Here is a 26,248-nt window from a genome sequence, read left to right on the forward strand (position 1 = left end):
TCCTCCTGACCCCGCCTCTATCGTCTGCCAGACAAGGGAGCGAGCAGCAAGACCGGCGCGGCCTCCTCCCTGAGACAGGCAGACAGAGCATGAAGCTGGCGGGTTCTTCGGGAGAAAGCGTAGTTCAGAGGAAAGTGTAGAAAAGCAGACAAGCTGCTGTCAAGATGTTTTGCATAGATAAAGAGCACTCTCTCTGATTTTCATGGTTTTTTCACATCCTGGCCTTCAGATCAGAAGCTAACCCAGCCAGGCGAGAAGAGCAGCCAGCGGTATCCCCGGAAGGGCGAACCCGCGCTGAATCTGGCGCGGGTCCTGCTAAGCTACGCCCGTCACCCCTTGAGCGACTCCTGCCCGACGCCCTATACTCTCCCTCTCTTCCAGGAGGGAAACGCTTTCTGCTACACTTGAGAAAGGAATATGCCCAAGAGATACCATTGTCCTGGAGACGCCCAAGGTGGCGCGCTTCTTCAGATTGGAAAGGAAGCAATTGCATGGCGGAAGCAGATCATACCTATGTGATTGATCCAGAGAACGCCGGCGAGCTAGCCCGCCTGATGCAACAGGATCGGCTGTTGACCGAAGGGATGGGGGGTCTTCTTCCCGAGGGCCAGCTCCTGCCAGAGAGTGGGCGCCTGCTTGATCTAGCCTGTGGTCCCGGTGGTTGGGCCTTAGAGGTGGCTTTTCACTATCCCCATGCCGAGGTGATCGGCATCGACATCAGCCAGCCAGTGATTGAGTATGCCCAGGCTCAGGCTCAGTCGCGCGGACTTAGAAACGTTCGTTTCCAGGTGGGCAATGTCATGGAGCCGTTGGCTTTCGCAGATACCTCTTTTGACCTGATCAACGGGCGAGCTTTGTCGGGCTTTATGTTGCCAGCCGCCTGGCCTCGTCTGTTGGCCGAGTGTTTCCGCCTCCTCAAGCCCGGTGGTATCCTGCGCCTGACCGAGGGAGAGCTTCCTTTGACGACCAGCCCAGCCTACGAGCGTTTCAGTTCCTTGATCGCTGAAGCTTTCCGGCGGGTTGGGCAGAGTTTTTCCCCTGATGGGCGCCATCTCGGTATTACGCCGGTGCTGCCACGGATGGTACGTCAGGCTGGCTTTGAGGAGGTACGGCTCCGAGCAAGCGCAATCGAGTGGTCGATGGGGACCGAGACGTACTATCCCGTCTTCAAAGATCACCTGGCCGGGATGGAATTGATTCGGCCCTTTCTCGTAAAAGTCGGCTTAATCGGCCAAGAGGAGCTAGGAACACTGATTCAGCAGGCGATGGCCGAAATGCAACAAGAGAATTTCTGCGCGATCTGGACGCTGCTCACCGTCTGGGGTCGCAAGCCTACAACTACGCCCGACGCTACCGTCTAGGAGAAGAGAACGTTGCTCGCTGATGGTGATCCTGAGCGAGTTCCTGAGAGCACGCTGCCCACTCCAGGGAAGCGCTCCATCATCAGCGAGCAGCCTCACTGAGTGCTGTCACAATGGCGAGACCAGAGGGTAGCAAGAGCTTACTGCGTCTTGTACCGGTCCTAGCCACGCAAGGCCCCCGCAGCGATCCCTTTGATAAAGTACCGTTGCAAGAAGAGAAAGGCAAGGACCAAAGGCAGCGAGGAGATGATCACCGCCGCAAAAATGAGGGACCAGTTATTATTGAATTGCCCCACAAAGGCAAAAATGGCGAGAGGCAACGTTTGCATACCATCACGCTGCAAGAAGATGAGAGGAATAAAGAAATCATTCCAGGTTGAGAGGGCACTCGTAATGGCGACTGTGGCTGTGACGGGACGCAAGAGCGGGAAAACAATGGTCCAGAAGATGCGCATTGGACCCGCCCCGTCCAAACGCGCCGCCTCTTCCAGTTCACGGGGCACAGTCTTGATAAAACCAGTATAAAGAAAAATGGCGAAGGGCAGGTTGACAGCAATATAGAGCAGGATCACCCCCTGATAGGTATTGATCAACTGCAAGTCATGCATCTCCTTATAGAGCGGAAAGAGACCAAGCTGGATCGGCACAACCAGGCCAGCGACGAAATAGAGATAGAGGCGCTGGGGCCAGGGGCCGCCGAGACGGGCCAGGGGATAAGCCGCCAAAGAGCCACAGACAATGAGGCCGAGCACGGTGGCGCTGGTGATGAGGAGACTATTGAACAAGGCTTGTCCCAGAGAGGCATTGCTCCAGGCATCAGCAAAGTTCGACCAGATGAACTGCTGAGGCCAGCCAAGAGGATTATTCAGCAGCTCAGTTGGCGACTTGAGAGCCACCGACAGCAGCACCAGCAGGGGGACAAGCACCAGCCCACTCCACCAGAGTACGAGCAGCAAGGCCATTCCTCGGGAGCAGAAGAAGGCAAAGGACTTACACCTACGCCCTTGCCTGGAAAGAGCAATCGAGCGCATTTCACAGTTCCTCCTCTCGTGCACGTAGAAAATGCAAATTGATGATAGAGAGGGTCAGAATCAGCAGGGCCATTACAATACCCACCGCAGTGGCATAGCCAAAGTGATTGAGGGTAAAGGCCTCTTTGTAGATTCTCAGAGCTAATGACTCACTGGCGTCCCCTGGTCCCCCATTAGTCATCACAAAGATAAGATCGAAGATCTTCATACTACCAATCAGAGTCAGGACAACATTGACTGTCACAGCGGGCGCAATCAAGGGGAAGGTAATATAGCGAAAGCGCTGCCAGACTGAGGACCCATCAACCCGAGCTGCCTCGTATAGCTCAGCAGGCACTGCCTGCAGACCAGCAAGAAATACTACCATGCTGAAGCCCATAAACTCCCAGGAGTTGGTAAAAACCAGGCTCCAGAGAACTAAGCGAGGATTCCCAAGCCAGTCCTGCTGCCAGGTTGCCAGGCCAAGATGGCCCAGCAGAGCATTGAGAAAGCCGAACTGTGGACTGTAAATATAGCTCCAGATGTAGCCAATGGCCAGCGGACTCAGCATCGCGGGAATGAGGAAGAAGACACGCAGGAAGGTCAGTCGGCGTAGCGGCCCATCCAGGATCAAGGCCAGGAGCAGCGCGACGCCATTTTGCAGGATCATCACGCCTGTGGCAAACAGAAGCGTATTTCTCAGATCGGTAAACACAGAACGGTCGCTTATCAGCTGACGGAAATTGGCCAGGCCCACCATCTGGAGATTTGGGGCAAGGCCATCCCAATCGGTCAGGCTATAGTAGAGGCTGCCGACGATGGGATAGATAACAAAGATGGTAAAGATGACCAAGGCGGGCAGCCAGAAGAAACTGTGCGTCCAGAGCTGCCGCAGACGAATCCCCCATTGTGACGGTCGCCTCTGGCGCTTCTCCAAAGGCATCATCACCAAAGAGCCTGGTTCCATAATGAGCCCCTTTCTTGCTCGCCACGGCAGCCGTTGCAGAAGAGCAATAGCGCCAAGGAGAGGAAGGAAAGCGAGCGGGTGAGACCTCGCGCTAGCGAACTGGGTCCCTCCTACTTTCGGGCGCCGAGGAGCTCACCCGCCATGCAACACGAGCCGAAGCAAAGAGCTAGCTGATCGATCCTTTATTCTTCAGAAAGACCGAGTCCATGTCCTGAAGCATCTGATCAATGCTCATCGAACCAGCAAAAACCGCCTGGATGTCCTTGAACATGGAATCTTGCACGCCAAGAGGCCAATTTTGATCGAGGAAGTTATAGGAGCCAACCTTGAGAGGGGCGACCATCTCCTGGGCAGCAGGATCAAGGGCCGGATTAGAGATATCGAGGAAAGAGGAGTAGGCCACCTTCTCTTTCAGATAGAGGGCCATAATGTCGGGCCTGGCCCAGAACTGGAGATACTGGCGTGCCTCCGCAGGATACCTGGTCGTGGAGGAAATAGCAAGCGTAGTTCCAACGGCGGAAGAGACCCAGATGGATTGCCCGGCCTCTCCATAGGGGAGGGGGAACATCCCCAGGTCAAGCTTGGGATTGAGTTGCCGGATCGGCGCCAAAATCCAGTTGCCATTGACGACCATCGCGGCTTTGCCTGCAGCCATCATCTGAGTTGTCTGCACATAGGTTGTCCCCAGAGCCCCCTGGTTGAAATAGCCGCGGGCATTGAGGTCAAGATAGTCCCTCATCATCTGCCTCCAAGGAGAAGCGAAAAATGTTCGCCGGCCAGCGAACATCTGCTTATCAAAGTCGGGGTCATTACGGTAGATCGCCGAGGGGGCCATAGCATAGGGAATGAGTTGATCAACCCACTGGTCTTTGATACCCAAGGCCAGAGGAGTCACCCCAGCTCGCTTGAGCTGCTCGCAGACCGCCAGGAAGTCAGGCCAATTCGTCGGTACCGAGAGATTATACTCCCTGAAGATCTGCTTGTTGTAGACAACGCCGATGACATTTTGGTCGAGCGGCAAGGCATAGATGCGACCATCAGTGTAAGAAATCACTCGCTTGACGCCCGGCAACAGGCGCTTGACCCATGACTCGCTGGAGAGATCGGCCAGATAGTGGGCCTTGGCATAAGGGTAAAACTTGACGCCCGGGAAGACCCCGAAGATATCCGGCGCATCCCCGCCAGCCAGGCGAGCCTTTAGAACGGTTTCATACTGATCCGTGGGAAGCGAGGAGAACTGTACCGTGATGTTGGGATAGGCTTGATGAAAGCGCTTGTTGATTTCGGCCACGACAGGGCCAGCATCAGTACCAATCCAATGGAGAAACTTCAGCGTCACTGGCTGCTGGCCCGCATTCCCTGCGCTGGAGCCACCGCAGGCCTCTAACCATGAGCTGGTACTGAGAGCCATCGCCGCGAAGAGGGCCGACCTGGACAGGAAGCGGCGCCGCGTGAGCGGAGGAGAACCAGCCATACACTCCATGAGGAAACTCCTTTTCTGCGCTGAAAGCCGATGAGATCTCCGACTCCACCCTGTCGTCTGCCGGCAGACAAGAGGGCCACTGTCACTCTAGAGCAGAGTATAGGAATTCCCTCCACCGGCCACAAGGCAGCAACTTTCAGAAAAGGTTCGTTACTTTACGCTCTTGAAAACAGAGGGCTAGATTTCCTTCCACGTTCAGCGGAGGTAAATGGGCCTTCAGAGCAGCTCACAACAGCGCTGAGCGACTGTTACCTCCACTTACCTGACCATAGACAGAGCCAGGAGCGATTGCTTACAATCAATAGCCGAGGCAGCTCAGCTGCTGCCAGGCCGCCATGCCTCGCTGTTGCCCAGTGAAATGAGCGGGAGAAACTCAGCGATGAGAATGCACAGCAATGGAGTGGTTCCCTTCCGCACACAACTATCTCTGTTTCTCTTGCCAATCATTATTTTCCCTCTGGCTTTCATTGGATATGTATCGTACCAAATATCCTACCGGGCTTTGCAGAATCGCTCTGCCCAGAACGTTAGCCAAATTGCTTCTCTGGTCAATCATAATCTAGACACAACGCTAGAGCAGGCCATCCAGCTGGCAAAGACTCCACTGTATCAGCCAGAGATTCAGCGCATTGTCACCTACTATACGCAGCACCCTGAGCTGACCTTTGACACGGTCTCGTTAAGCGATATTGAGGCTATTGAGAATTTTTGTCTTGATATCCTCATTCGTAATACAAACATTGATTCAGTCGACATCTATACTGCTGGCTCAACAGTTTTTTCGGAGAGCTTCATCGACCTTCAACCGCTCGATCATTGGCAATCTCTGCCCTGGTTCCAGACCTTGATGCATTCCTCCACCATTCGCACGCTGCTCCTCCCGGCCCATCCCCTGCCCTCGGATCAGGGGAAGCGCCTGGTCTTTTCGGTGGCCCAGGCACTGGTCAATACGGCAACCTTCCAAACGGTGGGCGCGATTGTTCTGAACATTGACACCCAGACGACTATCGACCAAATCATCTCGAATTCTTCCGGTCAGGATGAAACACTTTTTCTCATCTACGGCCCCTCTGGGCAATTGATTTACAGTTCTCCTCTGGCAAGCCAAACGGCAGGGGGACCAGACCAGACACGCACGCTGATCAGCGCGGTCCTGCAGGCCCTCCACCGTCAAGAGGGGGAGCTGAGCTGGAACCAGACTGATTATTTCCTCTCTAGCAATACCTCTGGACTCTCTGGCTGGACGGTGGCCGCACTTGTTCCTAGCTCCAGCCTGATGCAAGACATCGAGGCAATCAAAGAAACGACCGTGCTGATCATCTGCCTGACCATCCTTGTAGTGCTGGGCAGCACAGTCACCGTCATCCAACGACTGAGCCAGCAGATCACTCAGCTGCGCACCTTGATGAAAGAGGTTGAAAACGGCAATCTCGATGTCCGGTTCCTGCCTCGGGGCCGCGGTGAGCTTCAGTCGCTCGGCAGTAGTTTCAATCATATGGTGGCTCGCCTCAAGGAGGTCATCCAGGATAACTATGAGTCACAGCTGCAGCGTCAAAGAGCAGAGTTAGCAGCACTGCACAGCCAGATCAACCCCCACTTTCTCTACAACACCCTTGGCACTTTCCAGATGCTCGCCTTGATGGAAGGACAGGAGCGTCTGGCTATGTTGGCTTACCACCTCGGACGGTTAATGCGCTACGCGCTGGAACCCAGCCCCCTGGCAACGCTGCAACAGGAGGTGGAACACATCGAGCATTTTCTCTCCCTCATCAAGATCCGCTATGAAGAACGCTTGAACTATACTATTCAGATTCCAGAGGATCTGCTGATCTACAGCATCCCGCGCTTTACTCTGCAGCCGCTCGTCGAAAATGCTGTTTACCACGGCCTTGATCCCAAAGCCGAAGGGGGAAATATCTGGGTCCAGGGATGGCAAGAAGAAGAACAATTGGTCATCACGATCTGTGATGATGGTATCGGCATGAGACCAGATCAATTGCAGTACTGGCAGGAGAGGCTCCGATATGAGACAAATTTCCTCGCTCGCTCCCGCCATATCGGGATTCTCAATGTCCAGGGGCAGATCCAACGCATCTTTGGTCCCAACTATGGGCTGACCCTTGGCGCTGGATCAGCAGGCCAGGGGATTCAGGTGACCATTCGCTTGCCATTGCGCGTGCTAGAAGCACACTCCTCGCAAGAGAAGAGGTGATCTATATGAATCAGCAGCAGATAAAGAAAGAGAATGTGATTCTGGTGGCCGATGACGAACGTGCCCTTCGCCAAGGGCTTCAGATGCTCATCTCGCGCCGCTACCCAGATCTGCTTGTCCTGGAGGCCAGCAATGGTCTAGAATGCTGGCACACGTTGGAGCGTGAGCCACAGATTAGGCTGGCATTTATCGATATTCGGATGCCGGAGATGGATGGATTGCAGATATGCGCCAGGAAGAAAGAGGCCGATCTGCCTGTGAAGATCGCGCTCATCTCTGGTTTCCGCGACTTTGACTATGCTCGCCAGGCTCTGCGCTACGGAGTCGTCGACTACCTCTTGAAACCCATTAATCCGTCCGATGTGCTTCGCTTGGTTGAGGAGGTGGTCTTACGCTCCCTCCCTGCCTCCCCTCTCCCCGAAACATGTGAGCGACAAGAACGCCTGATCATTGAGCAAATCCGCCGCTGGATTCATGACCATCTGCATGAAGAGATTACCCTGCTCGATCTGGCACACCGTTTCCACTATTCTGTCGGCTATCTGAGCTTACTCTTTAAAAAAGAGAGCGGAAAGGGCTTCCAAGAATATCTTGTTGCCTGTCGTATGCAGCGCGCACGCTCCCTTTTACAGGACCCAGCTCTCCGCATCGCTGACATCGCTCAGCAAGTCGGCTACAGCAATCCCAAAGCGTTTTCAATGGCGTTTCACAAAGCCTTTGGTCTCTCTCCGACAGATTTTCGCGAAATACGTGGCAAAGACACAAAAAACTGATCACATAGTTTCTCACCTCTCTCTGTCTTGCCACAGTTAGCAAGCAGGAGTTGCCTTCTTCCCGAGGGAAGTCGCTGCTCGAAGCAGTCTTCCGTTAAGAGCGCCAGAGCATTTATGCAATGTTTAACTCTCTCCCCTGGTCATTTATGCGTCATTTACGCATCATCGGGTAAATTGAGAGTGTCCACTCAGAGACGAGCCATTGAGAACGGAGCCAGCCAGCCAGTCGGATTGCCTGATCTATGAGCCTGGCACACCCACTGGTTGGCTGGTCGGCTAGTCGACCGAGACTGTGATAGAGGTCGCATTTTCTCCGGCAGCGAGAAGAATGAAGAATGCAACACTCACAGAGAAACGTCCCACCCGCTTCATCTCCTACGCCCTGCTCACCGGCTCAAGAGGTACCCAGCGCCCGGTACTCTAAGGGGAGCACAACAGTCATCGAGCTGCGTCAGGTGACCAAGCGCTTTCTCACGCCCGGTGGCCAGAGCTACACCGCACTGCGCGATCTGAGCCTCGCTGTAGCCCCGGGCGAATTCTGCGCTCTTATCGGCCCTACTGGCTGCGGCAAGTCCACCACCTTGAGTCTCATCGCCGGACTGGATACGCCGAGCGCTGGCACCGTCCTGGTCATGGGGGAAGAGGTGCACGGTACCGATCCGCGCATCGGCTATGTCTTTCAAACCGACGCCGTCTTCCCCTGGAAGAACGTGCTGTCCAACGTGGCCGCTGGCCCTCTCTTTCGCGGCCTTCCCAAGCGGGAAGCGCTGGAGCGGGCCCGCGCCTGGATTGCTCGTGTCGGTCTGGCCGGTTTCGAGGACCGCTATCCGCACCAGCTCTCGGGCGGTATGCGCAAGCGTGTGGCCCTTGCCCAGACCTTCATCAATGAGCCGCAGATTCTGCTGATGGATGAACCGTTCAGCGCGCTCGACGTCCAGACACGCACACTGATGGAGAACGAGCTGCTACAGCTGTGGTCTGCGCTTTCGGCTTCGGTGGTCTTCGTGACCCATGACTTGGAGGAGGCTATCGCCCTTGCCGACCGCGTCTGCGTTCTGACCGCCGGTCCAGCCACGGTCAAGGGGATCTATACTATCGATCTGCCCCGCCCGCGCAATGTGGCCGAGATCCGCTTTGATCCACGCTTTGTGCGGCTCTATCACGATATCTGGGAGGACCTCCGCGACGAGGTGATGATTAGCTATGAGCGAGCGAAGCAATCGTCTTGAACATGGAGAGAGCGATGGCGCAGCCAAGGCAATGGAGGCAGATAGCGCTATCCTGGCGGCCCTGACTGGCCGACGTCGCCGCCGCCGCTGGCTCATTAATGCCCTGCGTTTGCTGCTGCTCGTGGTTCTGATCGGCGGCTGGGAATTGGGGACACGGCTCGGCCTGATCGATCCCTTCTTTTGGGGGCGCCCGTCTGGGATCTGGCAGCAGCTTGTGACCTGGGTGGTCCACGGGACCGCTCAGGGACCGCTCTGGGTGCAGATTGCTGTGACGCTGGAGGAGGCCCTGTTTGGCTTCTTGATCGGCGTCGTCCTCGGCATTAGTTTCGGCGTTCTCCTGGGTCGTAACGCCTTTCTCGCCGAGCTGCTTGGCCCCTATATTAAGGCGGCCAACTCTATTCCTCGTGTGACTCTGGCGCCGCTGTTCGCCATTGGGCTGGGCCTGGGCAGCCAGTCAAAGATCGCCCTGGCGGTCGTCCTGGTCTTCTTCATCGTCTTCTTCAATGCTTTCCAGGGCGTGCGCGAGGTCGATCGGAATCTGTTGGCCAACGCTCGCATCCTGGGGGCCAACCGCTGGCAGCTCTTCCGCGAGGTTATCTTGCCTTCGGCGCTCACCTGGATTATTGCCAGCCTGCACACCAGCTTTAGCTTTGCGCTGGTGGGGGCTGTGGTCGGCGAGTTTGTCGGCTCGATCGAGGGCATCGGTCTGATGATCCAGAATGCCGGCGCCACCTTCAACGCCAACGGAGTCTTCGCGGCCATGCTGATCCTGGCTGCAGTGGCTCTACTCTCGGAGATCGTGATTACTGCCCTGGAGCGGCGCCTGCTGCGCTGGCGCCCAACCGCTCTGAGTGAGGTCACACTCTGAGATCGATCCAGTTGCAAGGGGATATAGTGCCCACGCCCCCACAGCTGAGACGGCTAAGCAAGGTGCAGCAGCACCACGAGGGGGCATTGTCTGGGTACCACCAGAACAGCACAACGAACGGAACGCACGAAGGGAAAGGAAGAGAAAGACCATGAGTGTCAAGCGAGAGTGGCTACGCCAGCCCATCACCGCGCTCATCCTCTTGCTGGCCGTGCTGGCCAGTGCCTGCGGCGGCAGCGGCGGCCCAACGGTGAGCAATGGCAAGATTCAGCTCAAGATCATGGTTGGTGGCTTGAGCAAGCAGATTTATTTACCTAACATGTTGACCCAACGGCTCGGCTACTTTGCTCAGGAAGGTCTAGCAGTTACGCTCATTGATGAAGCCTCTGGCCAGTCCGCAGAGGACGAGGTGCTCGCCGGCCAGGTCGATGCCGGTTCCGGCTCCTATAACCACACTATTGAGTTACAAGCGGCGGGGAAGCAGATGGAGTGTGTGGTGCAGCTCGACATCGCTCCAGGTGAGGCCGAGATTGTGGCTACGCGCGAGGCCGGCCAGATCCGCTCAGTGAGCGACCTCAAGGGAAAGAATCTCGGGGTCACCGAGCTGGGTTCGGGAACGCAAACCCTGACCACTGTCCTTCTCCACAAGGTAGGCGTTGCTCCCAATCAGGTCCACTTCGTCCCCGTGGGGGCTGGAGATACCTTTATCGCCGCCCTGCAGCAGGGCAAGATCGACGCCGGCATGACGACAGAGCCGACTATCTCACGCATTATGGCCAGCGGTATCGGTAAGGTCCTGGTCGATCTGCGCACGCCCCAGACCACGCAAGCCGCCCTCGGTGGCCCTTACCCCTTCATTTGCGTCTTCATGCGCAACGACTATGTGAATGCTCACAAGGATGTGGTGCAGAAGCTCGTCAACGCCTATGTCAAGACCCTGAAATGGATCCATAGCCATACGGCGGAGCAGATCGCCGACATGATGCCTGCCGACTACTACGCCGGCAACAAGCAGCTGTATGTGACGGCGCTGCAGAACCAGCTAGCGATTTTCAGTCCCGATGGCCTGATGCCCGCCGGTGGACCGGAGTTTGTTCTGAGCACCGAGCAGCAGTCAAATAGCTCGGTGCAGGGGAAGCAGATCGATCTGAGTACGACCTACACCAATGAGTTCGCCAGCAAGGCCAGTTAGGGGAGAGAGCGGTCTGAGCGCTAGACGGATCAAGAGGATCGAGATAGTATAATAGGGTGATGCTGGCTCTGTCCTTGCTTCGAGAGTATCAGCAAACCGAGCAGGGCAGAGCCTCCCGAGCTGGACGGGAGCGCACCCGCTCCCTGCCGGGCAGAGTCGAGGCGCCCGGGTCCCGGTCTTTGTCCCTGGTCGGAAGACAGGCAGATAGCCGTAACACTGGGGTGCCTGGCCCCAGAGAGACGCGCCGCAAGAGCGGGCGGGACCGCGGAGCGCCTTGTGACCGAGAGAAGCCAGCCAGGTTCACTGTGGAGAAAGGCTTATGCGGCCTGCGCTTCGTCGCTCCCTACTGACTCGTCTGCTCACGGTCTATCTTCTCTTCGTCATGGTTGTCCTGTTCGGCGGAGCCAGAATCAACATGCTCGTTGAGCAGCGGCTGCGTAGCGATGTCCAGGCTGCAGATCAGGCCCTGGCCGAAGAGATCGCCCGGGAGACGAGCCTGCAGCTGCTGGGAGCCGAACAAGCGTTACAGAACCTGGGCCGGCTGGTGCTGGCTTCCCCGAACACGGCCCCGGCCAGGCTTGAACAGCTCTTCCAGGCCTGGCATGGCGCCCGGAACGATGTCGATCATGTCTACTGGCTTGACCCTTTCGGCGCAGTACTGGTGGCCTGGCCGGCTGACCACATCATTGCAGGGGCCGAATTCTCTCCTCCCACGGTCGTTGAGCAGGCGCTGAAGAGCGACCAGCCGGCCTTTGAGGTGGGCATCGTCGGATTGGCCTCCAGCAGGCTTGCCAGCCCAGGGGTCATCGTGGCCCAGGCCGTACGCTCTCAGGGCCGCCTGCGTGGACTGGTTGCCGCCAGTTTCTCGCTGGCAGAGCTGAGCCTGCCGCTGGCCAACGTGGTCCAGGCCCAGCAGCGACAAAGCAAGCATCTGATGATCGCCGTGATTGATGGCAACGGGGTCGTGGTGGCCGCATCCGAGGGCAGGCGCTTGCTTGAGACGGCCCTCGGCGAGTTGCCCGGAGCGGCCCAGGCGCTTCAGGGTCAGAGCCTCTCACGTACCGGGCCTGGACCGGACGGCCAGGACTGGCTGTTTAGTTCTGTACCGGTGCCGAAAATCGGCTGGGCGGTGGTGGTCGAGCGTCCGACGAGTGAGGCGCTGGCCGTCGTCGATCAGTTCCATCTCTGGCTCTTGCTCGTGGCTTCACTCTTTAGTCTAGGCGGCCTGCTCTTCTGGCTGCTCCTCCACTTGCGCGTTATCCGTCCCCTACAGATGCTGGCTGGTCAGCATCAGGCGCTGCCAGCCAGCAGTGAAGCCATCCCCACAGCCACGCTCCTGCTCGCGCGCCAGGACGATGAGATTGGTGAGTTGGCACGTTCGTTGATCCGCCTGGAGCGCGACGGCCTGCGCAAGCTGAGTGAGCTGCGTACCCTGCTAGAGACTTCGAGCGCCGTGGTTCGCTCTCTCGATCCTCGCGCCGTCATCGCAGAAATCATGCACGAGGTACAGCGCCTGGTCGATGTCCAGGCGGTGGCCGTGCTGCTACCCGACGAGCAAGGGATCTTGCGGGTATTGCAAAGCAGTGGTCACAGCGAGCGCTACGATCGCCAGCTCTCTCTTTCGCCTGAGCGCGTCAGTTCGGCAGCAGTGCTGGCTCTCAATAGCGGCCAGCCGGTGCAGAAGCTGCTTGATGGCAGTCAGCCCTCTTTTGCCTACGACGACGGCTTTCGCGCGGTTCTCGCCTTACCTATCATCAGCCATCACGTCGGCAGCGTCGTTTTGGTGGTCCACCGGCGTGAGCCACGCCTCTTCGAGGAGCATGAGGTCCAGTTGCTGTCAACCTTCGCCAACTATGCGACGCTCGCCTGGGAGCATGCCGTCCTCTACGAGCGCAGCGATGAGCGGCTGCGCGAGGTCGCCAGGGAGAACGAACGCCTCTATCGGCGAGCTACGGAGGAGAAACAGCGGCTGGCGGCTATCATGGAGAGTATGCAGGATGGGCTGCTCTTATTGGGCATCGATGGCCAGATTCTCTATGCCAATCAGGCAGCCTGCGCCATTGCCGGTCTGCCACGCACGGCTCTGGAGGGGCGCGCCATTGCGGCCTTTTATGAGGCCCTACAGGCGACTGGGGCTGAGGCCGCGGCCTGCGCGCAAGCTTTGAGCCGGACGGAGCCAGCCACGTTTCTGATTGAGAACGGCGAGGGAACGCAGGCCCGCGCCCTCCAGATGCGGCTCTTCGCTGTGCAGAGCGAGAGCGGTAAGACCATTGGGCGCGGCTTGCTGGTACGCGACGTCACCCGCGAGCGAGAGCTGGATGAGTTTAAGACGACGCTGCTGGCCGCGGTCGGCCACGAAGTGCGCACGCCTCTGGCAGCCATCAAGGGCTACGCTTCGACTTTGCTGCAGCAAGACGTGGTCTGGCCTCCAGAGGAGCAGCAGCAGTTTTTGCAAACTATCATGCAAGAGGCCGATCGCCTGACGCAGCTGGTGCGCAATCTGCTTGACCTCTCACGGCAAGAGGCCGGCCTGCTGCAACTCAGGCGCGTCCCTGTCGATCCGCGCGCGCTGGTGCGGTCGGTCGGCGAGCGCATCAAGCCGGGAGCGGCGACGCTAGCGGTGGAGATCCCGCCAGGGCTGCCCCCGGCCCTGGTGGATCGCGGGCGGATCGAAGTAGTTCTGCACAATTTGATCAGCAATGCCTTGCTCTATGGGGCGCACCAGGTGCGGGTCAGGGCCTGGCTCTCTACGGATGAGGTGGGGACCCTGACCTTTGCTGTGCTCGATGATGGACCAGGTATTGCCTCCGAGGAGCTGCCACATATCTTTGAACGCTTCTATCGGGCCCCACGCGGACGCCGCCAGCATGCCGGCGGGACAGGGTTGGGCCTGGCAATTTGCAAAGCCTTCGTGGAGGCACATGGGGGACGCATCTGGGCGCAGAGCGGCCCAGAAGGCACAGTGATGTGTTTTTCGTTGCCTTGCGCCTCGCAGTCGGCACTGACGGCGCTTCATGAGGCAGTCGACGAAGAAGAAGGAGATTCCAGCGATGGTCACAGGAATAGGGAAGGCCAGACGCATCTTGCTCGCTGAGGATGAGCTGGCGCTGCGCGACTTCGTGAGTCGCAATCTGCGCGTACGCGGTTTCGAAGTGCTGGAGGCCAGTACTGGCCTGGAAGCGCTGGCACTTTTCGAGCGGGAGCGACCGCACCTGTTGATTCTTGATCTGATGATGCCCCGGATGGACGGGTTAGAGGTCTGCCAGCGCGTGCGCGAGCAGTCGACAGTTCCCATTATCGTGCTGACGGCCCTCGACGCCGAACGGGACAAGGTGACCGCACTGGATTTGGGAGCCGACGACTATTTGACGAAGCCCTTCGGAGTAGAGGAGCTGCTAGCACGAGTGCGGGCCGCGTTGCGACGCGCCCAGTGGGAGAGCGAGACAGCGACACAGGCAACGCTAAGGGCGCGACGCTTCGGAGAGATCGAGGTGGATCTGGCCAAGCGCATCGTCCGCCGCGGCGGCGAGGAGGTCCGCCTCTCTCCAACAGAGTTTGCTCTGCTGGAGCAGCTGATCACCCAGGCTGGCAAGGTATTGACTCATCGCTGGCTGCTTCAACGGGTCTGGGGACCAGAGTATGGCGGTGAGGTGGAGTATCTGCGCGTCTATCTCAATCGCCTGCGCCAGAAACTTGAGCCTGACCCCGCTCACCCACGCTACTTTCTGACCGAACCAGGGGTAGGCTATCGCTTTGTGGCTCCCGGCCCTGATGTGGAATAGGCTGACAGAGACCGCTCCCTCTATCGCTCCTCCACCTCCCCCACGTATGGCCAAGCCCACAATGCATAGAGAAGCACAGCACTGACCGGCCCTGTGCAGGTGCTCTATCGGCACCTGCACGTCCTACGGCTCTCGCTTTCTTTCCCTTCTTCTTTTTTTAAGAAGCAGCTTCATCTGGAGAGCAGGTATGCAGATATGAGCGGACCTCTGCCGCTGTGCGCAGGTGGAGAGCTTCCCTGGTTACCTGCTGAGCTTCCTGGAGGGTCCAGCGACGGATCGCCTCTTTACAACGTGGAACAGCCCGGGGCACCATGCTGAGCTCATCGATCCCTAGACCCAGTAAGAGGGGCAGCGCCAGCGGCTCGCTCGCCAGTTCCCCGCAGATCTCTACGCGGCGCTGGCAACGGTGGGCCGCCTCGACGGTCAGCTGGAGCAGACGCAGGACGGCGGGATGAAAAGGATCGGCCAGGGAGGCCGTGCTCTCATTGGTGCGATCGGCAGCCAGAACATACTGGGTGAGATCGTTGGTGCCCAGGCTGAAGAAGTCAACGACTTCGGCCAGGACGTCGACCAGCAGGGCGGCAGCTGGCACCTCGATCATGATGCCAAGCTCGACGCGCTCAGCCAGCTCCTGCCCTTGCTGACGTAGCTCCTGCTCTACTTCCTGCACGAGGCGACGCAGGGCTTCGACCTCCTCATAGCTGCTGACCATTGGGAACAGAATGCGCAGCTCCCGCCCCGCGCCCGCGCGGAGCAAGGCCCGCAGCTGGGTGCGCAAGAGCGGCGGGCGCTGCAAGCCCAGGCGCACCCCCCGCAGGCCCAAAAACGGGTTGGACTCGCGTGGCAGGGAGAGATAGGGCACCGGCTTGTCCCCTCCAATGTCAAAGGTACGGAAGACGACAGGCGCCGGCTGGACCGCCTCGATGAGAGCGCGATAGATCTCTCGCTGCTCCTCCTCGCTGGGCGCCTGGCGGCGCTCGAGAAACAGAAATTCAGTGCGTAGGAGACCAATTCCCTCGGCTCCACAGGTCCGCACAGCGGCCACCTCTTCCGGGGTCTGGACATTGGCTCGCACGGGGTAGCATCGACCATCTCTGGTGCAGGCCGGCTGCTGCCTGTCTTCCTCCGCCTGCCTGGCCCGCCTCTGGAGCCGTTGGGCCTGCCGACGATAGCGAGCCAGGGCCTCAGCCTCTGGCTCAGCAATGACAAGACCCCGTTCTCCATCTACGATCACAGCCTGCCCAGAGCGCACCCCCGCTAGCTCTTCTCCTAAGCCAACTACCGCCGGTACTCCCAAGGCCCGGGCCAGAATGGCCACATGAGAGGTCGGCCCTCCCTGGGCCGTGCAGAAAGCCAGCACCTGCTCCCGCGGACAGCGCACGATCGCCGAAGGGGTCAGCTCGTGCGCAACGATAACCGCCGGCTCGCTCAGCTGCCAGCTCTCTTCAGCCTGCCCCGTCAGGTGACGGAGGACCCGCTGCGCCACATCCTCTAGATCAAGGACCCGGGCCTGTAAATATTCGTTCTGGACCGCTTGCAGTTGGTGAATATAGTGTTGAAATCCCGCCTGCCAGGCAGAGGCGGCACTCTGCTGCTGGCGGATGCGTCCCTGTACCTGCTGCAGCAATTCGGGATCTTGGAGAAACAGCTCGTGCGCGGAGAAGATGGCCGCCTCCTTGGGACCAACGGCCCTGCCAGCCTCCTCGGCCAGAAGCCGGATTTCCTGGCGAGCCGCTGCCAGAGCCGCTTCGAGACGCGCCAGCTCCGTCGCCACATCCTGGCCCGCTTCCACCTCGACTGTGATGAGGAGCGGCTCATAGCGGTAGACCGGACCGATGGCAATCCCCGGAGAGGCTGCTATGCCACGGATTCGTCTCTCACTCATTGCTCACTTGCTCCTGCTGCTCAGCCTCCTCGGCCTCGCCGAAATTGTCGGCGATGAGCCGGGCGATGGTCTCTACGGCCTCGTCTTCGTCTTCTCCGTCGGCAGCGATGCGCAGCCGATCATTGCGCTGAATGCCGATCGACAAAACTGTCAGCGGGCTTTTGGCGTTTACCGGCTTACTGCCTTGCGTCAGGTTTTCGATGGTGATCGTCGACGAGAAGGCCGCCGCTGTTTTGGCCAGCAGCGTGGCCGGACGGGCATGCAGGCCGTCACGGTAGGCAACAACCACTTCTGTTGATGCAGCCAAACCTATCCCCTTTCCTGCTCAGCCGGGCTGATCTGGGCCATAATACGGGTACGAGCCGCTAGCCACGATCAGCCAGACGCTGGGTAAGATTAATCACGCCCTCTTTCGCGGCCTGAATGGCGAGAGGCGTGAGATCGCGCAAGCTCATATATTCTCGTTGCACAAGAATTTCAAGCAGCATTGGGAGATTGACGCCGCAGATGACTTGAGTTCCCTGCAGCGCCAACTGCAGAGAGGCACTGGCAGGATTGCCGCCCAGGATATCGATAAGGATCAGCACCCCGCCATCGCTCATCACCTCGCGAACCGCGGCTTCGACCTCCCGTTTGAGCTGCTCAAGCGAGCCACCAGTGGGCATACCGATGGCGACAAAGCGCTCCTGGGGGCCAGCGATCATCTCGACCGCGTCCTTCAAACCGGCGGCTAACGAGCCATGTGAAACAAGGACAACACCGATCACGCAGCCCTTCCTCTCTCAAGGCTGCCCAGAGGCACAGCCTCTGAAGCCACGTCAAGCACATAGTCAGTATGGTCACCACGCTTATGCTCTTGGTCAGCGTCCAGAGCGAGGAGAGGAGAATAGGCCTGCCCTTCCCTCTCCTGCCCTGAGCCTCCCTTTTCTTCACCTTCGCCAGGTGGTGCGTGTCGACAGGGCCAGGCTCTCTGCCCCTGCCGGGCGTCTACCACTATGGAAGAAGAGGCGACCGGTTCCCCCTTCTTTGCGCTCGACCGGGAGCTGGACCTCGGTCAGGCAGCCTTCCGGTTCGTCCTCACCCTGGTCGTGCAGGAGCAGATGACGGTAGGGGCCGGCGACGGTGTAGCCGTGGGCCTCGATCCAGATGGCCAGCGACTGATAGACCTCGCTCAGGCCGTAAGGGCCTCCCCGATAGAGCAAGGTGGCAGCAGTCACCGCGGGCAGTTCTCGAATAGTGATGTGGCCGCCGCTGCGTTCGACGATATTGCCGAGTGACGACCCTTCCACCGGAATGGCGACCTCTACGATGCTTCCCTCGCCTTCTCCGCCGTTGGCATCCAGCGTTAATAGCAGGATGTGCTCACCCGGCCTGACTCCGCTGTCCTTTAAAAATCGCAGCATCTGCCTGGCAAAGCGCAGTTGGAGTGCGACGCTGGGGGCTGTGGTGCGACTGGCGGCCACGAGCTGCGGCTTGAGGCGTTTCAGGACAACCTCATAGCTGCTCTGCTGATCATCGAGCCTCAGCTGCTTGAGACGGGCCTCGATACGTGCCTGACGCTCCTGTTCGATGAGAATCTGCTGCTGAACTTCGACGAGCCGCTGCTGGAGCACGGCACGGAGCTGCTCAGGGGTCACCTGCTCATCCAGCAATTGGACAATCTGGGCAAGCTCAAAGCCCATCTCCTTGAGATCGAGGATGCGGTGAAGGCGCGTGAGCTGTTCAACGGCATAGTAGCGGTATCCCGTGAGGGTATCAACCTGCACCGGCTTGAGCAATCCGATCTCGTCGTAGTAGCGCAGGGTCCGCATAGAGACCTGCCCGAGCCTGGCAAAATCGCTGATCTTGAGCACCAGCTTGCTCCCCTCCTTCCTCGTCTCTGAGGAGGCGCACTGGCCTGGCATCCATAGAGAGAACAGGCGCTTCTCCTCCCTCTAGGATAAACCTTGCCGCGACGTGAAAGTCAAGGTAAGGGCAGAGCTGCGTCGGCGCTAGCTCCCCACCCTCGGCGCTGACGACCAACCCCGGGTCAGTAGCAGCAATGCGAAGGGGAAAGAGCCAGGGCAACCGCTTGACTTTCACACGACGGCAAAGTTTATCCTAGTAGCAAGCAGGCTCTTCCGTCCAGCCGGGTGCAGTGCCTGGCATAGCCACGGCAGCTTCGCCGGCCCAGCCAGGTCCCAGCCCTGACGAGGCGCCCACCTGGTACCTGGCGCGCAGAGCTGAGGCCAGGCGCAGGCGCCGGACCATTCGGAGGAGCAGCGCAAGACTAGCTGAACACGTGTGAGGGAGCGGGGCGAGAGCCACGACTGATCAGCGCTGCGGTAGCGCGCCGCCTCGCCCGCTTCTCGAGCGTGGAGAGAGATCCGCTGTGGCTTCATCAGACGCGCCGTTTCAGCTCAAAGATCTGCTGACGCCCGCCACCATTCGCTTGCATGTTGCTGCCAGCGATCCCGGGCAGGTCATCCAAGAGGCTGGTCAGTTGTTGCTGGCCAGCGGCGCCATCGAGGAGCGCTACATCGAGGCCATGCGGCAGGCTCTGCAGACCTACGGCCCCTACATGGTCATTGTGCCAGGCGTGGCGCTCTTACATGCGCGCCCGAGCGATGGGGTCAAACGTCCCTGCATCAGCCTGCTGACGCTGGAGCCTCCCGTGCCCTTCGGCAACGAGGACAATGACCCGGTGAAGATCGCCATTGCCTTTGGCGCGGTGGACCGTCAGAAGCACCTGCAGGCACTCACCATGCTGACCCAACTCTTGGCGAATGAGCAGGCGCTCTCAGCGATTCAGGCCAGTACCTCCGCCGAGGAAGTGATGCACATCATTGCAGCTGCCTCGCCCGCTTCGTGAGCGAGAACGCAGCAGAGGCTCAGGGGGAATGCATTGTGAAGATCTTAGCTGTCTGTGGCATGGGATTTGGCAGCAGCCTGGTTCTGCGCATGACCATCGAGGACGTTCTCAAGGCCGCCGGTCTCAAGGCCCAGGTTGTCGTGAGCGATATCGGAACCGCGCGCTCGGAGCAGGCTGACATTATTGTCACTTCTGCCGAATTTGCGCGCCTGTTAGCCGATAGAGGCATCCCTATCGTCGTCATCAAGAACTATGTCGATCGAAAGGAGATGAAAGAGAAGCTGCTGCCCTTGGTGAAAGGCAGCTAGCTGATGCTGAGGCCGAACTCAGCGCGAGCATCTGCCTTCAGCGAACAAGCACTGTTGTGGCCTGGAGAGAGACCTCCAGGCTCACTCGTTAGCTAGCTAACGAGCCAGCCAGAAGAAGGATGGTGAACGATGAACATTGTGCTTGCGATCGTTCAGTTCATTGTCTCGGAGATTTTGAGCAAGCCACCGCTGCTGGTGGGATTGATTGCCCTTCTGGGCTTGCTGGTGCTACGACGCCCCGTCAGCGAATTGATTGCCGGAACGCTCAAGACCATCGTGGGCTTTTTGATTCTGACAGGCGGAGCCACTATTTTGATCGGCGCCCTGGCCCCACTGGGAACGATGGTGCAGGCCGGTTTTCACCTGCAGGGTGTGGTACCAACCAATGAGGCAATTGTCAGTCTGGCCCAAAAAGCCTTTGGCGCACCAACAGCGCTCATCATGGCGTTCGGTTTTCTGGTCAACCTGATTTTAGCGCGCCTGACCCCGGTAAAGTTCGTCTTCCTGACCGGTCATCATCTTTTCTACATGGCCACGGTGCTGGCCGTGGTTCTGGGGAGCGCGGGTATCACGGGCATCCATCAGGTCATATTGGGCGCGCTGATGCTAGGGACAATTGGGGCAGTGATGCCGGCCCTGGTCCATCCCTTTACGCGCAAGGTGACGCGCGATGCCGGCTTCGCCCTGGGTCACTTCAATACGTTCGGCTATATTACGTCGGGACTGGTGGGCAAGCTGGTGCGCCGCCTGGGGGCGCCACGGGCCAGCGCGGAGGATCTGGTAGTGCCAGAAGGGCTGTCTTTCCTTCGTGACTCGCTGGTGATGACCACGCTGACAATGGTGATCATTTATCTGGTCCTGGCCATTATTGCCGGACCAGCAGCGCTGGCGCAGGCCGCTGGCGGTGGGAACTATATCATGTTTGCCTTGACCCAGGCTCTGACCTTCGGGGCGGGCGTGGCCATTATCCTGGTCGGTGTACGCATGATCCTGGCGGAGATCGTGCCGGCTTTCCGCGGTATAGCTGAGAAAGTGGTGCCCAACGCTTTGCCCGCCCTGGATTGCCCGACAACCTTCCCCTTTGCCCCCAACGCGGTCCTGATCGGCTTCATCATGAGCTTGCTGGGTGGCATCGTAGGTCTGTTCTTGATGGGACCACTGGGCCTGGCCCTGATTATTCCCGGTATGGTGCCCCACTTCTTCGACGGTGGCACCTCTGGCGTCTATGGCAATTCTAGCGGCGGCTGGCTGGGAGCCGCCGTCGGCGCCTTCATCAATGGCCTGCTGATTACGCTCCTGCCAGCCTTGCTGCTGGCCTTCATGGGATCGTTCGGCCTGGCGAATACGACCTTCGGGGATACCGATTTCTGCCTGGCCGGCATCATCACCGGGCTGGGAGCTAAGGCGGGCTTTTTCGGCTCCTATGCCGTGGTGGTGGTGCTGACCATTGTGCTCCTGGCTCTGGCCTCGTTCGTCACACTGCGCATTACTCCGCGCAGTGGACCACAAGAGGAGACGCCTGAAACGGCTCAGGCAACCGCCGAGACAACCGCCTGAGCGGATTTCTATAAGACTGGCTGCGTGTGAGGGCTTGCTCGTCCGCTCTGTTCTGCTCTGCCTCTGCCAACAGAGCACAAGCAAGCCCTCTTTGCGTGGTGCGTTCTCCGTTCCCTCCTGCTGCAGGCTGGAACAGTGGCACGGGGCGCCCGCAGTAGTAACCCTCCGCTCTCACGAGGGAAAGGCCCCTACAGGGAGGACAGCCGCTCCCCATCAGCGCCTCCGACCTCCTCTCGCGCCATCTCCCCCGCTATGGTGTTTCCACCGGCAGATGGTCCCCAGCAGTCTTGATCAGCCGTTACTCGGCACCGAAGGTGTCAGGATCAGGACCAAGACGCACCCCGGTATCGAGGGCCGAAATGGCGGCCACCTCTTCCTGACTCAATTCGAAATCAAAGATCTGGCAGTTCTCCCTGATGCGCTCAGCGTGCACCGACTTAGGAATGACCACCAGCCCAAGCTGTACGTGCCAGCGCAGCACAATCTGCGCCGGGGTCTTGCCATACTTGTCGGCCAGCTGCCTGAGCAGCGGTGTGCTGAGCAGGGTGTCTTTGCTTCCCTGTCCACCCAGAGGAAACCAAGACTCAACCTGAATGCCATGCGCTTTGGCATAATTCCGTGTTTCCTCTTGGGCAAAAGTGGGATGAAGCTCGATCTGGAGCACCGCCGGGACCACCTCGCTCTCCTGCAGGAGGCGCTCAAGATGGGCCGGCTTAAAATTGCTGACGCCGATCGCTCGCACCTTCCCGTCCTTGTAGGCGCGCTCCAGTCCTTTCCAGGTCTGGACCGTCAGACCCTTCATAGGCAGCGGCCAGTGGATCAAATAGAGATCCAGATAATCAAGACCCAGCTTCTTGAGGCTTGTCTCCAGGCCCTTGAGAGCCTGATCATAGCCATGATCTGTGTTCCAGAGCTTGCTGGTGATAAACAGCTCTTCACGCGGCAGCCCGCTCTGCCGAATCGCTTCGCCAACCTCTTCTTCATTGCGGTAAGCGGCAGCGGTATCGATGAGACGGTAGCCGTTTTCAAAGGCCGCCAGCACGCTGCTTATTGTCTGCTCCTTCGGCGTCAAGAAGACTCCGAGACCAAGCTGCGGCATGCGTACGCCGTTGTTCAAGGTAACCCAGGGAATATCGGCATGCACCTGATGATCTGGCATCTTTCCCTCTTATCCTTCTCAATTGTTATAACGGTGCTAGCAGAAGGATGGGAACCGGAGAGACGGCCTGATTAAGGCTAACAGCCCCAGGCCGGACTGCTCCCGATCCCCCATAACCTAGCACGAATCTGGCCTGAGCCGCAAGGAAGGGGGCCTTCCACAGAGAGAGTATATCCAGTCAGCAGCGGCCAGCGTTAGGAGAATTCTCGCCAGAAATTGGCAAATTCTGCACACACCTTGCTGCTGTCGCCAGCAAACCTGGGCTGCTCCTTCCTCAACGCTTGCTTAGTGTCCAGCGAGAGCAGCAAGACAGGACAAGGCATAAAGGCTTAGTCGAAGCAGCAGCAGATGGAGACACCGACTGGAGAGGCCAGCCGGAAGAGCTTTTCTGGTTCAGGAGAAGTACCAGGACAGGGTCAAGCAGAAGGGGAAAGAGCGTCGAGGACTAGGCCAGCCCTGCCCTGCCTGGGTACAGGCAGGGGAAAGGCTACCTTCGTAGTCTAGCTCTTTTCCCTGCCAAGCCGTCCCTGGCGTGGTGGCCCACAGGACTCGCGAATCACCAGCGAGGTCGCCAGCTCCACATGATGGGTCTCCAGGGACTGGCCAGCGATCAGGCGCAAGAGCATCTCTGCAGCCATCCGCCCCATCTCCTCCAAAGGCTGACGGATCGTCGTCAGCGGCGGCGCCAGATGGGCCGAGTACGTCACATCATCGAAGCCGATGACGCTCATCTCTTCGGGAATGCGAACATGGCGCCGGTAGAGCGCCTGGTAGACCCCAGTCGCCTGGGCATCGTTCCCAGCAAAAATGGCGGTCGGCGGGTCCGGCAAGTCGAGCAGAGCCTCCGTCTGCCGGATGCCATCACCCAGCAAATAGCTTCCCTCACAGATCAAGGCCGGATCAACGGCGATTCCCGCCTGCTCCAGAGCCTCGCGATAGCCCGCCAGCCGCGCCCGCGAGGTTGTCAGATGCAGCGGGCCGGTGATAATGCCGATGCGCCGATGGCCCAGCGAGAGCAAATACTCCGTAGCGGTATAGCCACCGAGCCAGATCGTCGAGCCAATCGTCGGGAAGGCCGTTGTCGGCTCGTTGCGGTCACCAATGGCCACAAAAGGAATCCCTTGCTCTAAGAGAGTATCAGCGATCCCGACTCGCTCGTAGGGGAGCAAGAGCAGAACGCCATCGCTCGATTGATCGAGGATACGCCGTAACCAGAGACGCTCGGTTGCCTCATCCTCATTAGTTGCAAAGACCACGAGGCGGTAGCCGCTCTGCTCCAGCACCTCCTGCACCCCCTGCATGATGCCGAGATCATAGCCACCCTCCAGGCGCATCAGCACCAGGTCGATTAAGCCACTACGCCCCCGGCGCAGATGGCGCGCAGCGTGGTTCTGGACATAATCGCTCTGCTCGATCAGGCGCTGGATGCGGGCACGTGTCTTCTCACCGACGCCAGGCCGCTGATTAAGGACCTTGGAGACCGTTGTGGTCGAGACGCCTGCGCGCCTGGCGATCTCTACCATCGTTAAGCGCTTTGGTCGTTTTGGTTCCAGTGTCGGCCCCTCCCCTGTCCCAGTAGGTAAACGATAACTCAGAGAGATCATTTCAATGGTACCACGCTCTGCCCTCCATGTCAACGCACGCCCCAAGCGTTCACTGCACAGACAAGGCTCCTACACAGCTGCTAGCGCCCCCGGGTCAAGGAAAACGAGTACTTAGACCTCCCTTGACAATCCTCAGTTTCTATGCTACCTTCTACCTCAGAAGGCAGAGTAAACGTTAACCTTGTCTTGCTTCGGCTCACCCAGCTCGTCAGCGCTTGACGGGAGCCAGTGCCTGCCAATGTTTGCCAGCGACAGATACGCTTAAGGAGGTCACTCAGCTATGGCGCTCTTCGCTTCTCCCCCACCAGCACCAACACGCTCATCCTGAGCCGCCCTCACGTTGGCATCGCTCGCCTCGCTTCCGCGTTGACCGCTATCCCTGGCTGGAAGGACCGAGTTCTTGACCCAGCCGGCTTGCGCGGTCAGACGCAGCAGGCCCTCTTTTCTACGCTCTTCTGTGGCCAGGTCGGGATCAGTTGTCATGTGGTGTCTCGGACGTGGCTTATATGGACGTCCGGACGGCATGACATAGGGATATTCTGTCTATTTACCAAGGAGGTCATCCTATGAGCACGCAAGGACCAGGGTCCCCTCTGAATCGCCGCCGCTTCTTGCAGCGCTCGCTGGCGCTGGGGGCCGGCGTCGCGGGCCTGGAGCTGCTCGCGGCCTGCGGTGGCACCAGCAGCAGCTCTACCACCGTCACAGCTACCGTCAATACGCTTCCCCCGTCCACCAATCCCGGAGCCGTCTACGTCTTCAACCAGGTTGTCAAAGACTTCGAGCAGGCCTATCCTCACGAGCACATCGTCGGCAAGAACGACCCCTACGACCCAACAACCTACTTCGCGAAACTGGCCGCTAATCAGCTTGAGGATGGCGTCCAGAGCTATTTTACTGAGCCCCCGCTGCTGATCGCTCGCCATGCTGTGGCCGACATTACCAATCTGGCTAGAAGCTGGTCCTCGTTCAAGGACTATATCCCGAGCATCGCCTCGATCGTGACCCGCGGCGATCGCGTTTATGGGATTCCGGTCAATGGCTATGTTCTCGGCATCTTCTATAACCGCAAGCTTTTCAGCGGGGCTGGCCTCGACCCCGATAAGCCGCCCACTACCTGGGAGGAGTTCCGCGGCTATGCCAAGCAGCTCACCAGTTCGAAGGTGGCTGGCTTTGCTGAAACCAGCACGGCTAACCAGGGCGGCTGGCACTTCACCAACTGGATGTACACCGCCGGCGGCGACCTGGAGTCCTCCGATGGCACGAAGGCCGTCTTCAACAGCTCCCAAGGGGTCAGCGTGCTCAATTTCCTGAAGGCCATGCGCTTCACCGATCGTTCGATGACCCAGCAGCAGCTGCTGACGCAGGCCGATACGTTGCAGCTGCTGGCAACCGGCAAGGTAGCGATGGTGGTGATGGCCCCGGACCAGCTCAATGCGCTCCAGGCCCAATATCAGGCCAATTTGAAGGATTTTGGCATTGGGCCCATGCCCCAGAACGGGGGGAACGCGGCGCTCACTGGCGGCAATCTTTGGGTCTTCAATCCGAAGTCGGCTCCCGAGGTGATCAAGGCCGCCTTTGACTACGTGATCTATTCGAACTTCAATCTGGAGGTTGTCGAGCGCAGTCTGGCTCAACAGGCTGCCTCCGGCCAGGCCGTGGGTGCGCCAACGGCGGTGCTGTTCCAGGGAGCCTTCCAGCAACAGCTCTCGGCCCTCTATCGCAAGTACGCCACGGTGCCCCTGGAGAACTATACGTCCTTCATGAATGCGAAGCTGCAGCTCCGCCCGGAGCCGCGCAATCAGACGCAGAAAATGTATGCTGCCCTCGATCCGGTGATGCAGGCGATTTTGACCGATCCGAAAGCCGATGCGGAAACGCTGCTGAACCAGGCCGCTCATCAGTTCCAGCAGATCCTCGATCAGTCCAGCGCGTCCTAGGGGAGGCTGCCCGCGCTGTCTCTGCGCCGCGCGCCAGCGCAGTGCCGTCAGAAGGGAAGGTCTGGGCCGA

Annotated in this window: 22 protein-coding genes; 12 read left to right on the forward strand and 10 right to left on the reverse strand. The window is 59.1% G+C overall.

The annotated features are described in order from the left end of the window. The first annotated feature begins 491 nt into the window (after positions 1 to 491). Positions 492 to 1,361 carry a class I SAM-dependent methyltransferase gene (locus N688_RS10550; protein ID WP_052889242.1) on the forward strand — a complete coding sequence of 290 codons (870 nt, stop codon included), beginning with the start codon at positions 492 to 494 and terminating at the stop codon, positions 1,359 to 1,361. Positions 1,362 to 1,522: 161 nt separating this feature from the next. On the opposite strand, the gene N688_RS10555 is transcribed toward N688_RS10550, so the two are convergent. From N688_RS10555 to N688_RS10565, 3 genes are all read right to left on the reverse strand, one after another. Further along, on the reverse strand, positions 1,523 to 2,392 hold the full coding sequence (locus tag N688_RS10555; RefSeq protein WP_052889243.1) for a carbohydrate ABC transporter permease: 870 nt from the start codon (positions 2,390 to 2,392) through the stop codon (positions 1,523 to 1,525). A 1-nt stretch (position 2,393) separates the two neighbouring features. Continuing rightward, positions 2,394 to 3,338 carry a carbohydrate ABC transporter permease gene (locus N688_RS10560; protein ID WP_052889244.1) on the reverse strand — a complete coding sequence of 315 codons (945 nt, stop codon included), beginning with the start codon at positions 3,336 to 3,338 and terminating at the stop codon, positions 2,394 to 2,396. A 166-nt stretch (positions 3,339 to 3,504) separates the two neighbouring features. Further along, a complete protein-coding gene (locus N688_RS10565; protein ID WP_052889245.1) occupies positions 3,505 to 4,821 on the reverse strand; it encodes an ABC transporter substrate-binding protein in 1,317 nt (438 codons plus the stop codon). 379 nt (positions 4,822 to 5,200) lie between these two features. Between N688_RS10565 and N688_RS10570 the strand changes: the two genes are divergently transcribed. The 7 genes from N688_RS10570 (at position 5,201) to N688_RS10600 (ending at position 14,877) form a co-directional block, all read left to right on the forward strand. Then, positions 5,201 to 7,033 (forward strand): cache domain-containing sensor histidine kinase, encoded by a 1,833-nt coding sequence (locus tag N688_RS10570; protein ID WP_162179534.1) that lies wholly within the window; start codon positions 5,201 to 5,203, stop codon positions 7,031 to 7,033. Positions 7,034 to 7,038: 5 nt separating this feature from the next. Continuing rightward, positions 7,039 to 7,806 carry a response regulator transcription factor gene (locus N688_RS10575; RefSeq protein WP_156025381.1) on the forward strand — a complete coding sequence of 256 codons (768 nt, stop codon included), beginning with the start codon at positions 7,039 to 7,041 and terminating at the stop codon, positions 7,804 to 7,806. A 335-nt stretch (positions 7,807 to 8,141) separates the two neighbouring features. Continuing rightward, complete coding sequence (locus N688_RS10580) at positions 8,142 to 9,035, forward strand: ABC transporter ATP-binding protein (protein ID WP_081838722.1); 894 nt, start codon at positions 8,142 to 8,144, stop codon at positions 9,033 to 9,035. Positions 9,036 to 9,066: 31 nt separating this feature from the next. Further along, entirely contained in the window at positions 9,067 to 9,903 is an 837-nt protein-coding gene (locus N688_RS10585) for an ABC transporter permease (RefSeq protein ID WP_156025671.1), read from the forward strand. A gap of 151 nt (positions 9,904 to 10,054) precedes the next feature. Beyond that, a complete protein-coding gene (locus N688_RS10590; RefSeq protein ID WP_052889249.1) occupies positions 10,055 to 11,095 on the forward strand; it encodes an ABC transporter substrate-binding protein in 1,041 nt (346 codons plus the stop codon). Between the two features lie 319 nt (positions 11,096 to 11,414). Beyond that, positions 11,415 to 14,189: an ATP-binding protein gene (locus N688_RS10595; protein ID WP_052889250.1), complete on the forward strand. Its 2,775-nt coding sequence runs from the start codon at positions 11,415 to 11,417 to the stop codon at positions 14,187 to 14,189. After that, positions 14,146 to 14,877 (forward strand): response regulator, encoded by a 732-nt coding sequence (locus tag N688_RS10600; RefSeq protein WP_052889251.1) that lies wholly within the window; start codon positions 14,146 to 14,148, stop codon positions 14,875 to 14,877. Before N688_RS10595 ends, N688_RS10600 begins: the two co-directional genes overlap by 44 nt. Positions 14,878 to 15,034: 157 nt before the next feature. On the opposite strand, the gene ptsP is transcribed toward N688_RS10600, so the two are convergent. From ptsP to N688_RS10620, 4 genes are all read right to left on the reverse strand, one after another. After that, positions 15,035 to 16,762 carry a phosphoenolpyruvate--protein phosphotransferase gene (gene ptsP, locus N688_RS10605; RefSeq protein WP_052889252.1) on the reverse strand — a complete coding sequence of 576 codons (1,728 nt, stop codon included), beginning with the start codon at positions 16,760 to 16,762 and terminating at the stop codon, positions 15,035 to 15,037. Further along, positions 16,755 to 17,069: an HPr family phosphocarrier protein gene (locus N688_RS10610; RefSeq protein ID WP_081838723.1), complete on the reverse strand. Its 315-nt coding sequence runs from the start codon at positions 17,067 to 17,069 to the stop codon at positions 16,755 to 16,757. Before N688_RS10610 ends, ptsP begins: the two co-directional genes overlap by 8 nt. 58 nt (positions 17,070 to 17,127) lie before the next feature. Further along, positions 17,128 to 17,529 carry a PTS sugar transporter subunit IIA gene (locus N688_RS10615; protein ID WP_052889253.1) on the reverse strand — a complete coding sequence of 134 codons (402 nt, stop codon included), beginning with the start codon at positions 17,527 to 17,529 and terminating at the stop codon, positions 17,128 to 17,130. A gap of 162 nt (positions 17,530 to 17,691) precedes the next feature. Then, positions 17,692 to 18,615, reverse strand: coding sequence for a MerR family transcriptional regulator (locus N688_RS10620; protein ID WP_162179535.1), 924 nt, complete (start codon positions 18,613 to 18,615; stop codon positions 17,692 to 17,694). Positions 18,616 to 19,133: 518 nt separating this feature from the next. Here N688_RS10620 and N688_RS10625 point away from each other — a divergent pair. The 3 genes from N688_RS10625 (at position 19,134) to N688_RS10635 (ending at position 21,478) form a co-directional block, all read left to right on the forward strand. Next, on the forward strand, positions 19,134 to 19,613 hold the full coding sequence (locus tag N688_RS10625) for a PTS sugar transporter subunit IIA (RefSeq protein ID WP_052889255.1): 480 nt from the start codon (positions 19,134 to 19,136) through the stop codon (positions 19,611 to 19,613). A gap of 35 nt (positions 19,614 to 19,648) precedes the next feature. Continuing rightward, entirely contained in the window at positions 19,649 to 19,921 is a 273-nt protein-coding gene (locus tag N688_RS10630; RefSeq protein ID WP_052891458.1) for a PTS sugar transporter subunit IIB, read from the forward strand. Between the two features lie 129 nt (positions 19,922 to 20,050). Then, a complete protein-coding gene (locus N688_RS10635; RefSeq protein WP_081838724.1) occupies positions 20,051 to 21,478 on the forward strand; it encodes a PTS ascorbate transporter subunit IIC in 1,428 nt (475 codons plus the stop codon). Between the two features lie 298 nt (positions 21,479 to 21,776). On the opposite strand, the gene N688_RS10640 is transcribed toward N688_RS10635, so the two are convergent. From N688_RS10640 to N688_RS10650, 3 genes are all read right to left on the reverse strand, one after another. Further along, entirely contained in the window at positions 21,777 to 22,637 is an 861-nt protein-coding gene (locus N688_RS10640; protein ID WP_052889256.1) for an aldo/keto reductase, read from the reverse strand. Positions 22,638 to 23,137: 500 nt separating this feature from the next. Beyond that, a complete protein-coding gene (locus tag N688_RS10645; protein WP_052889257.1) occupies positions 23,138 to 24,160 on the reverse strand; it encodes a LacI family DNA-binding transcriptional regulator in 1,023 nt (340 codons plus the stop codon). Between the two features lie 351 nt (positions 24,161 to 24,511). Further along, positions 24,512 to 24,724 (reverse strand): hypothetical protein, encoded by a 213-nt coding sequence (locus N688_RS10650; RefSeq protein ID WP_052889258.1) that lies wholly within the window; start codon positions 24,722 to 24,724, stop codon positions 24,512 to 24,514. 83 nt (positions 24,725 to 24,807) lie between these two features. Between N688_RS10650 and N688_RS10655 the strand changes: the two genes are divergently transcribed. Further along, a complete protein-coding gene (locus N688_RS10655; protein WP_052889259.1) occupies positions 24,808 to 26,178 on the forward strand; it encodes an ABC transporter substrate-binding protein in 1,371 nt (456 codons plus the stop codon). Positions 26,179 to 26,248: the final 70 nt, after the last annotated feature.

The organism is Thermogemmatispora carboxidivorans, from assembly GCF_000702505.1.
GTDB classification, from domain to species: Bacteria; Chloroflexota; Ktedonobacteria; order Ktedonobacterales; family Ktedonobacteraceae; genus Thermogemmatispora; species Thermogemmatispora carboxidivorans.

Coding starts and splice junctions, on each gene's coding strand:
- N688_RS10550 (WP_052889242.1), top strand. CDS start 492: ATGGCGGAAGCAGATCATACCTATGTGATTGATCCAGAGAACGCCGGC.
- N688_RS10555 (WP_052889243.1), bottom strand. CDS start 2,392: ATGCGCTCGATTGCTCTTTCCAGGCAAGGGCGTAGGTGTAAGTCCTTT.
- N688_RS10560 (WP_052889244.1), bottom strand. CDS start 3,338: ATGGAACCAGGCTCTTTGGTGATGATGCCTTTGGAGAAGCGCCAGAGG.
- N688_RS10565 (WP_052889245.1), bottom strand. CDS start 4,821: ATGGAGTGTATGGCTGGTTCTCCTCCGCTCACGCGGCGCCGCTTCCTG.
- N688_RS10570 (WP_162179534.1), top strand. CDS start 5,201: ATGAGAATGCACAGCAATGGAGTGGTTCCCTTCCGCACACAACTATCT.
- N688_RS10575 (WP_156025381.1), top strand. CDS start 7,039: ATGAATCAGCAGCAGATAAAGAAAGAGAATGTGATTCTGGTGGCCGAT.
- N688_RS10580 (WP_081838722.1), top strand. CDS start 8,142: ATGCAACACTCACAGAGAAACGTCCCACCCGCTTCATCTCCTACGCCC.
- N688_RS10585 (WP_156025671.1), top strand. CDS start 9,067: ATGGAGGCAGATAGCGCTATCCTGGCGGCCCTGACTGGCCGACGTCGC.
- N688_RS10590 (WP_052889249.1), top strand. CDS start 10,055: ATGAGTGTCAAGCGAGAGTGGCTACGCCAGCCCATCACCGCGCTCATC.
- N688_RS10595 (WP_052889250.1), top strand. CDS start 11,415: ATGCGGCCTGCGCTTCGTCGCTCCCTACTGACTCGTCTGCTCACGGTC.
- N688_RS10600 (WP_052889251.1), top strand. CDS start 14,146: ATGGTCACAGGAATAGGGAAGGCCAGACGCATCTTGCTCGCTGAGGAT.
- ptsP (WP_052889252.1), bottom strand. CDS start 16,762: ATGAGTGAGAGACGAATCCGTGGCATAGCAGCCTCTCCGGGGATTGCC.
- N688_RS10635 (WP_081838724.1), top strand. CDS start 20,051: ATGAACATTGTGCTTGCGATCGTTCAGTTCATTGTCTCGGAGATTTTG.
- N688_RS10640 (WP_052889256.1), bottom strand. CDS start 22,637: ATGCCAGATCATCAGGTGCATGCCGATATTCCCTGGGTTACCTTGAAC.
- N688_RS10645 (WP_052889257.1), bottom strand. CDS start 24,160: ATGGTAGAGATCGCCAGGCGCGCAGGCGTCTCGACCACAACGGTCTCC.
- N688_RS10650 (WP_052889258.1), bottom strand. CDS start 24,724: ATGACAACTGATCCCGACCTGGCCACAGAAGAGCGTAGAAAAGAGGGC.
- N688_RS10655 (WP_052889259.1), top strand. CDS start 24,808: ATGAGCACGCAAGGACCAGGGTCCCCTCTGAATCGCCGCCGCTTCTTG.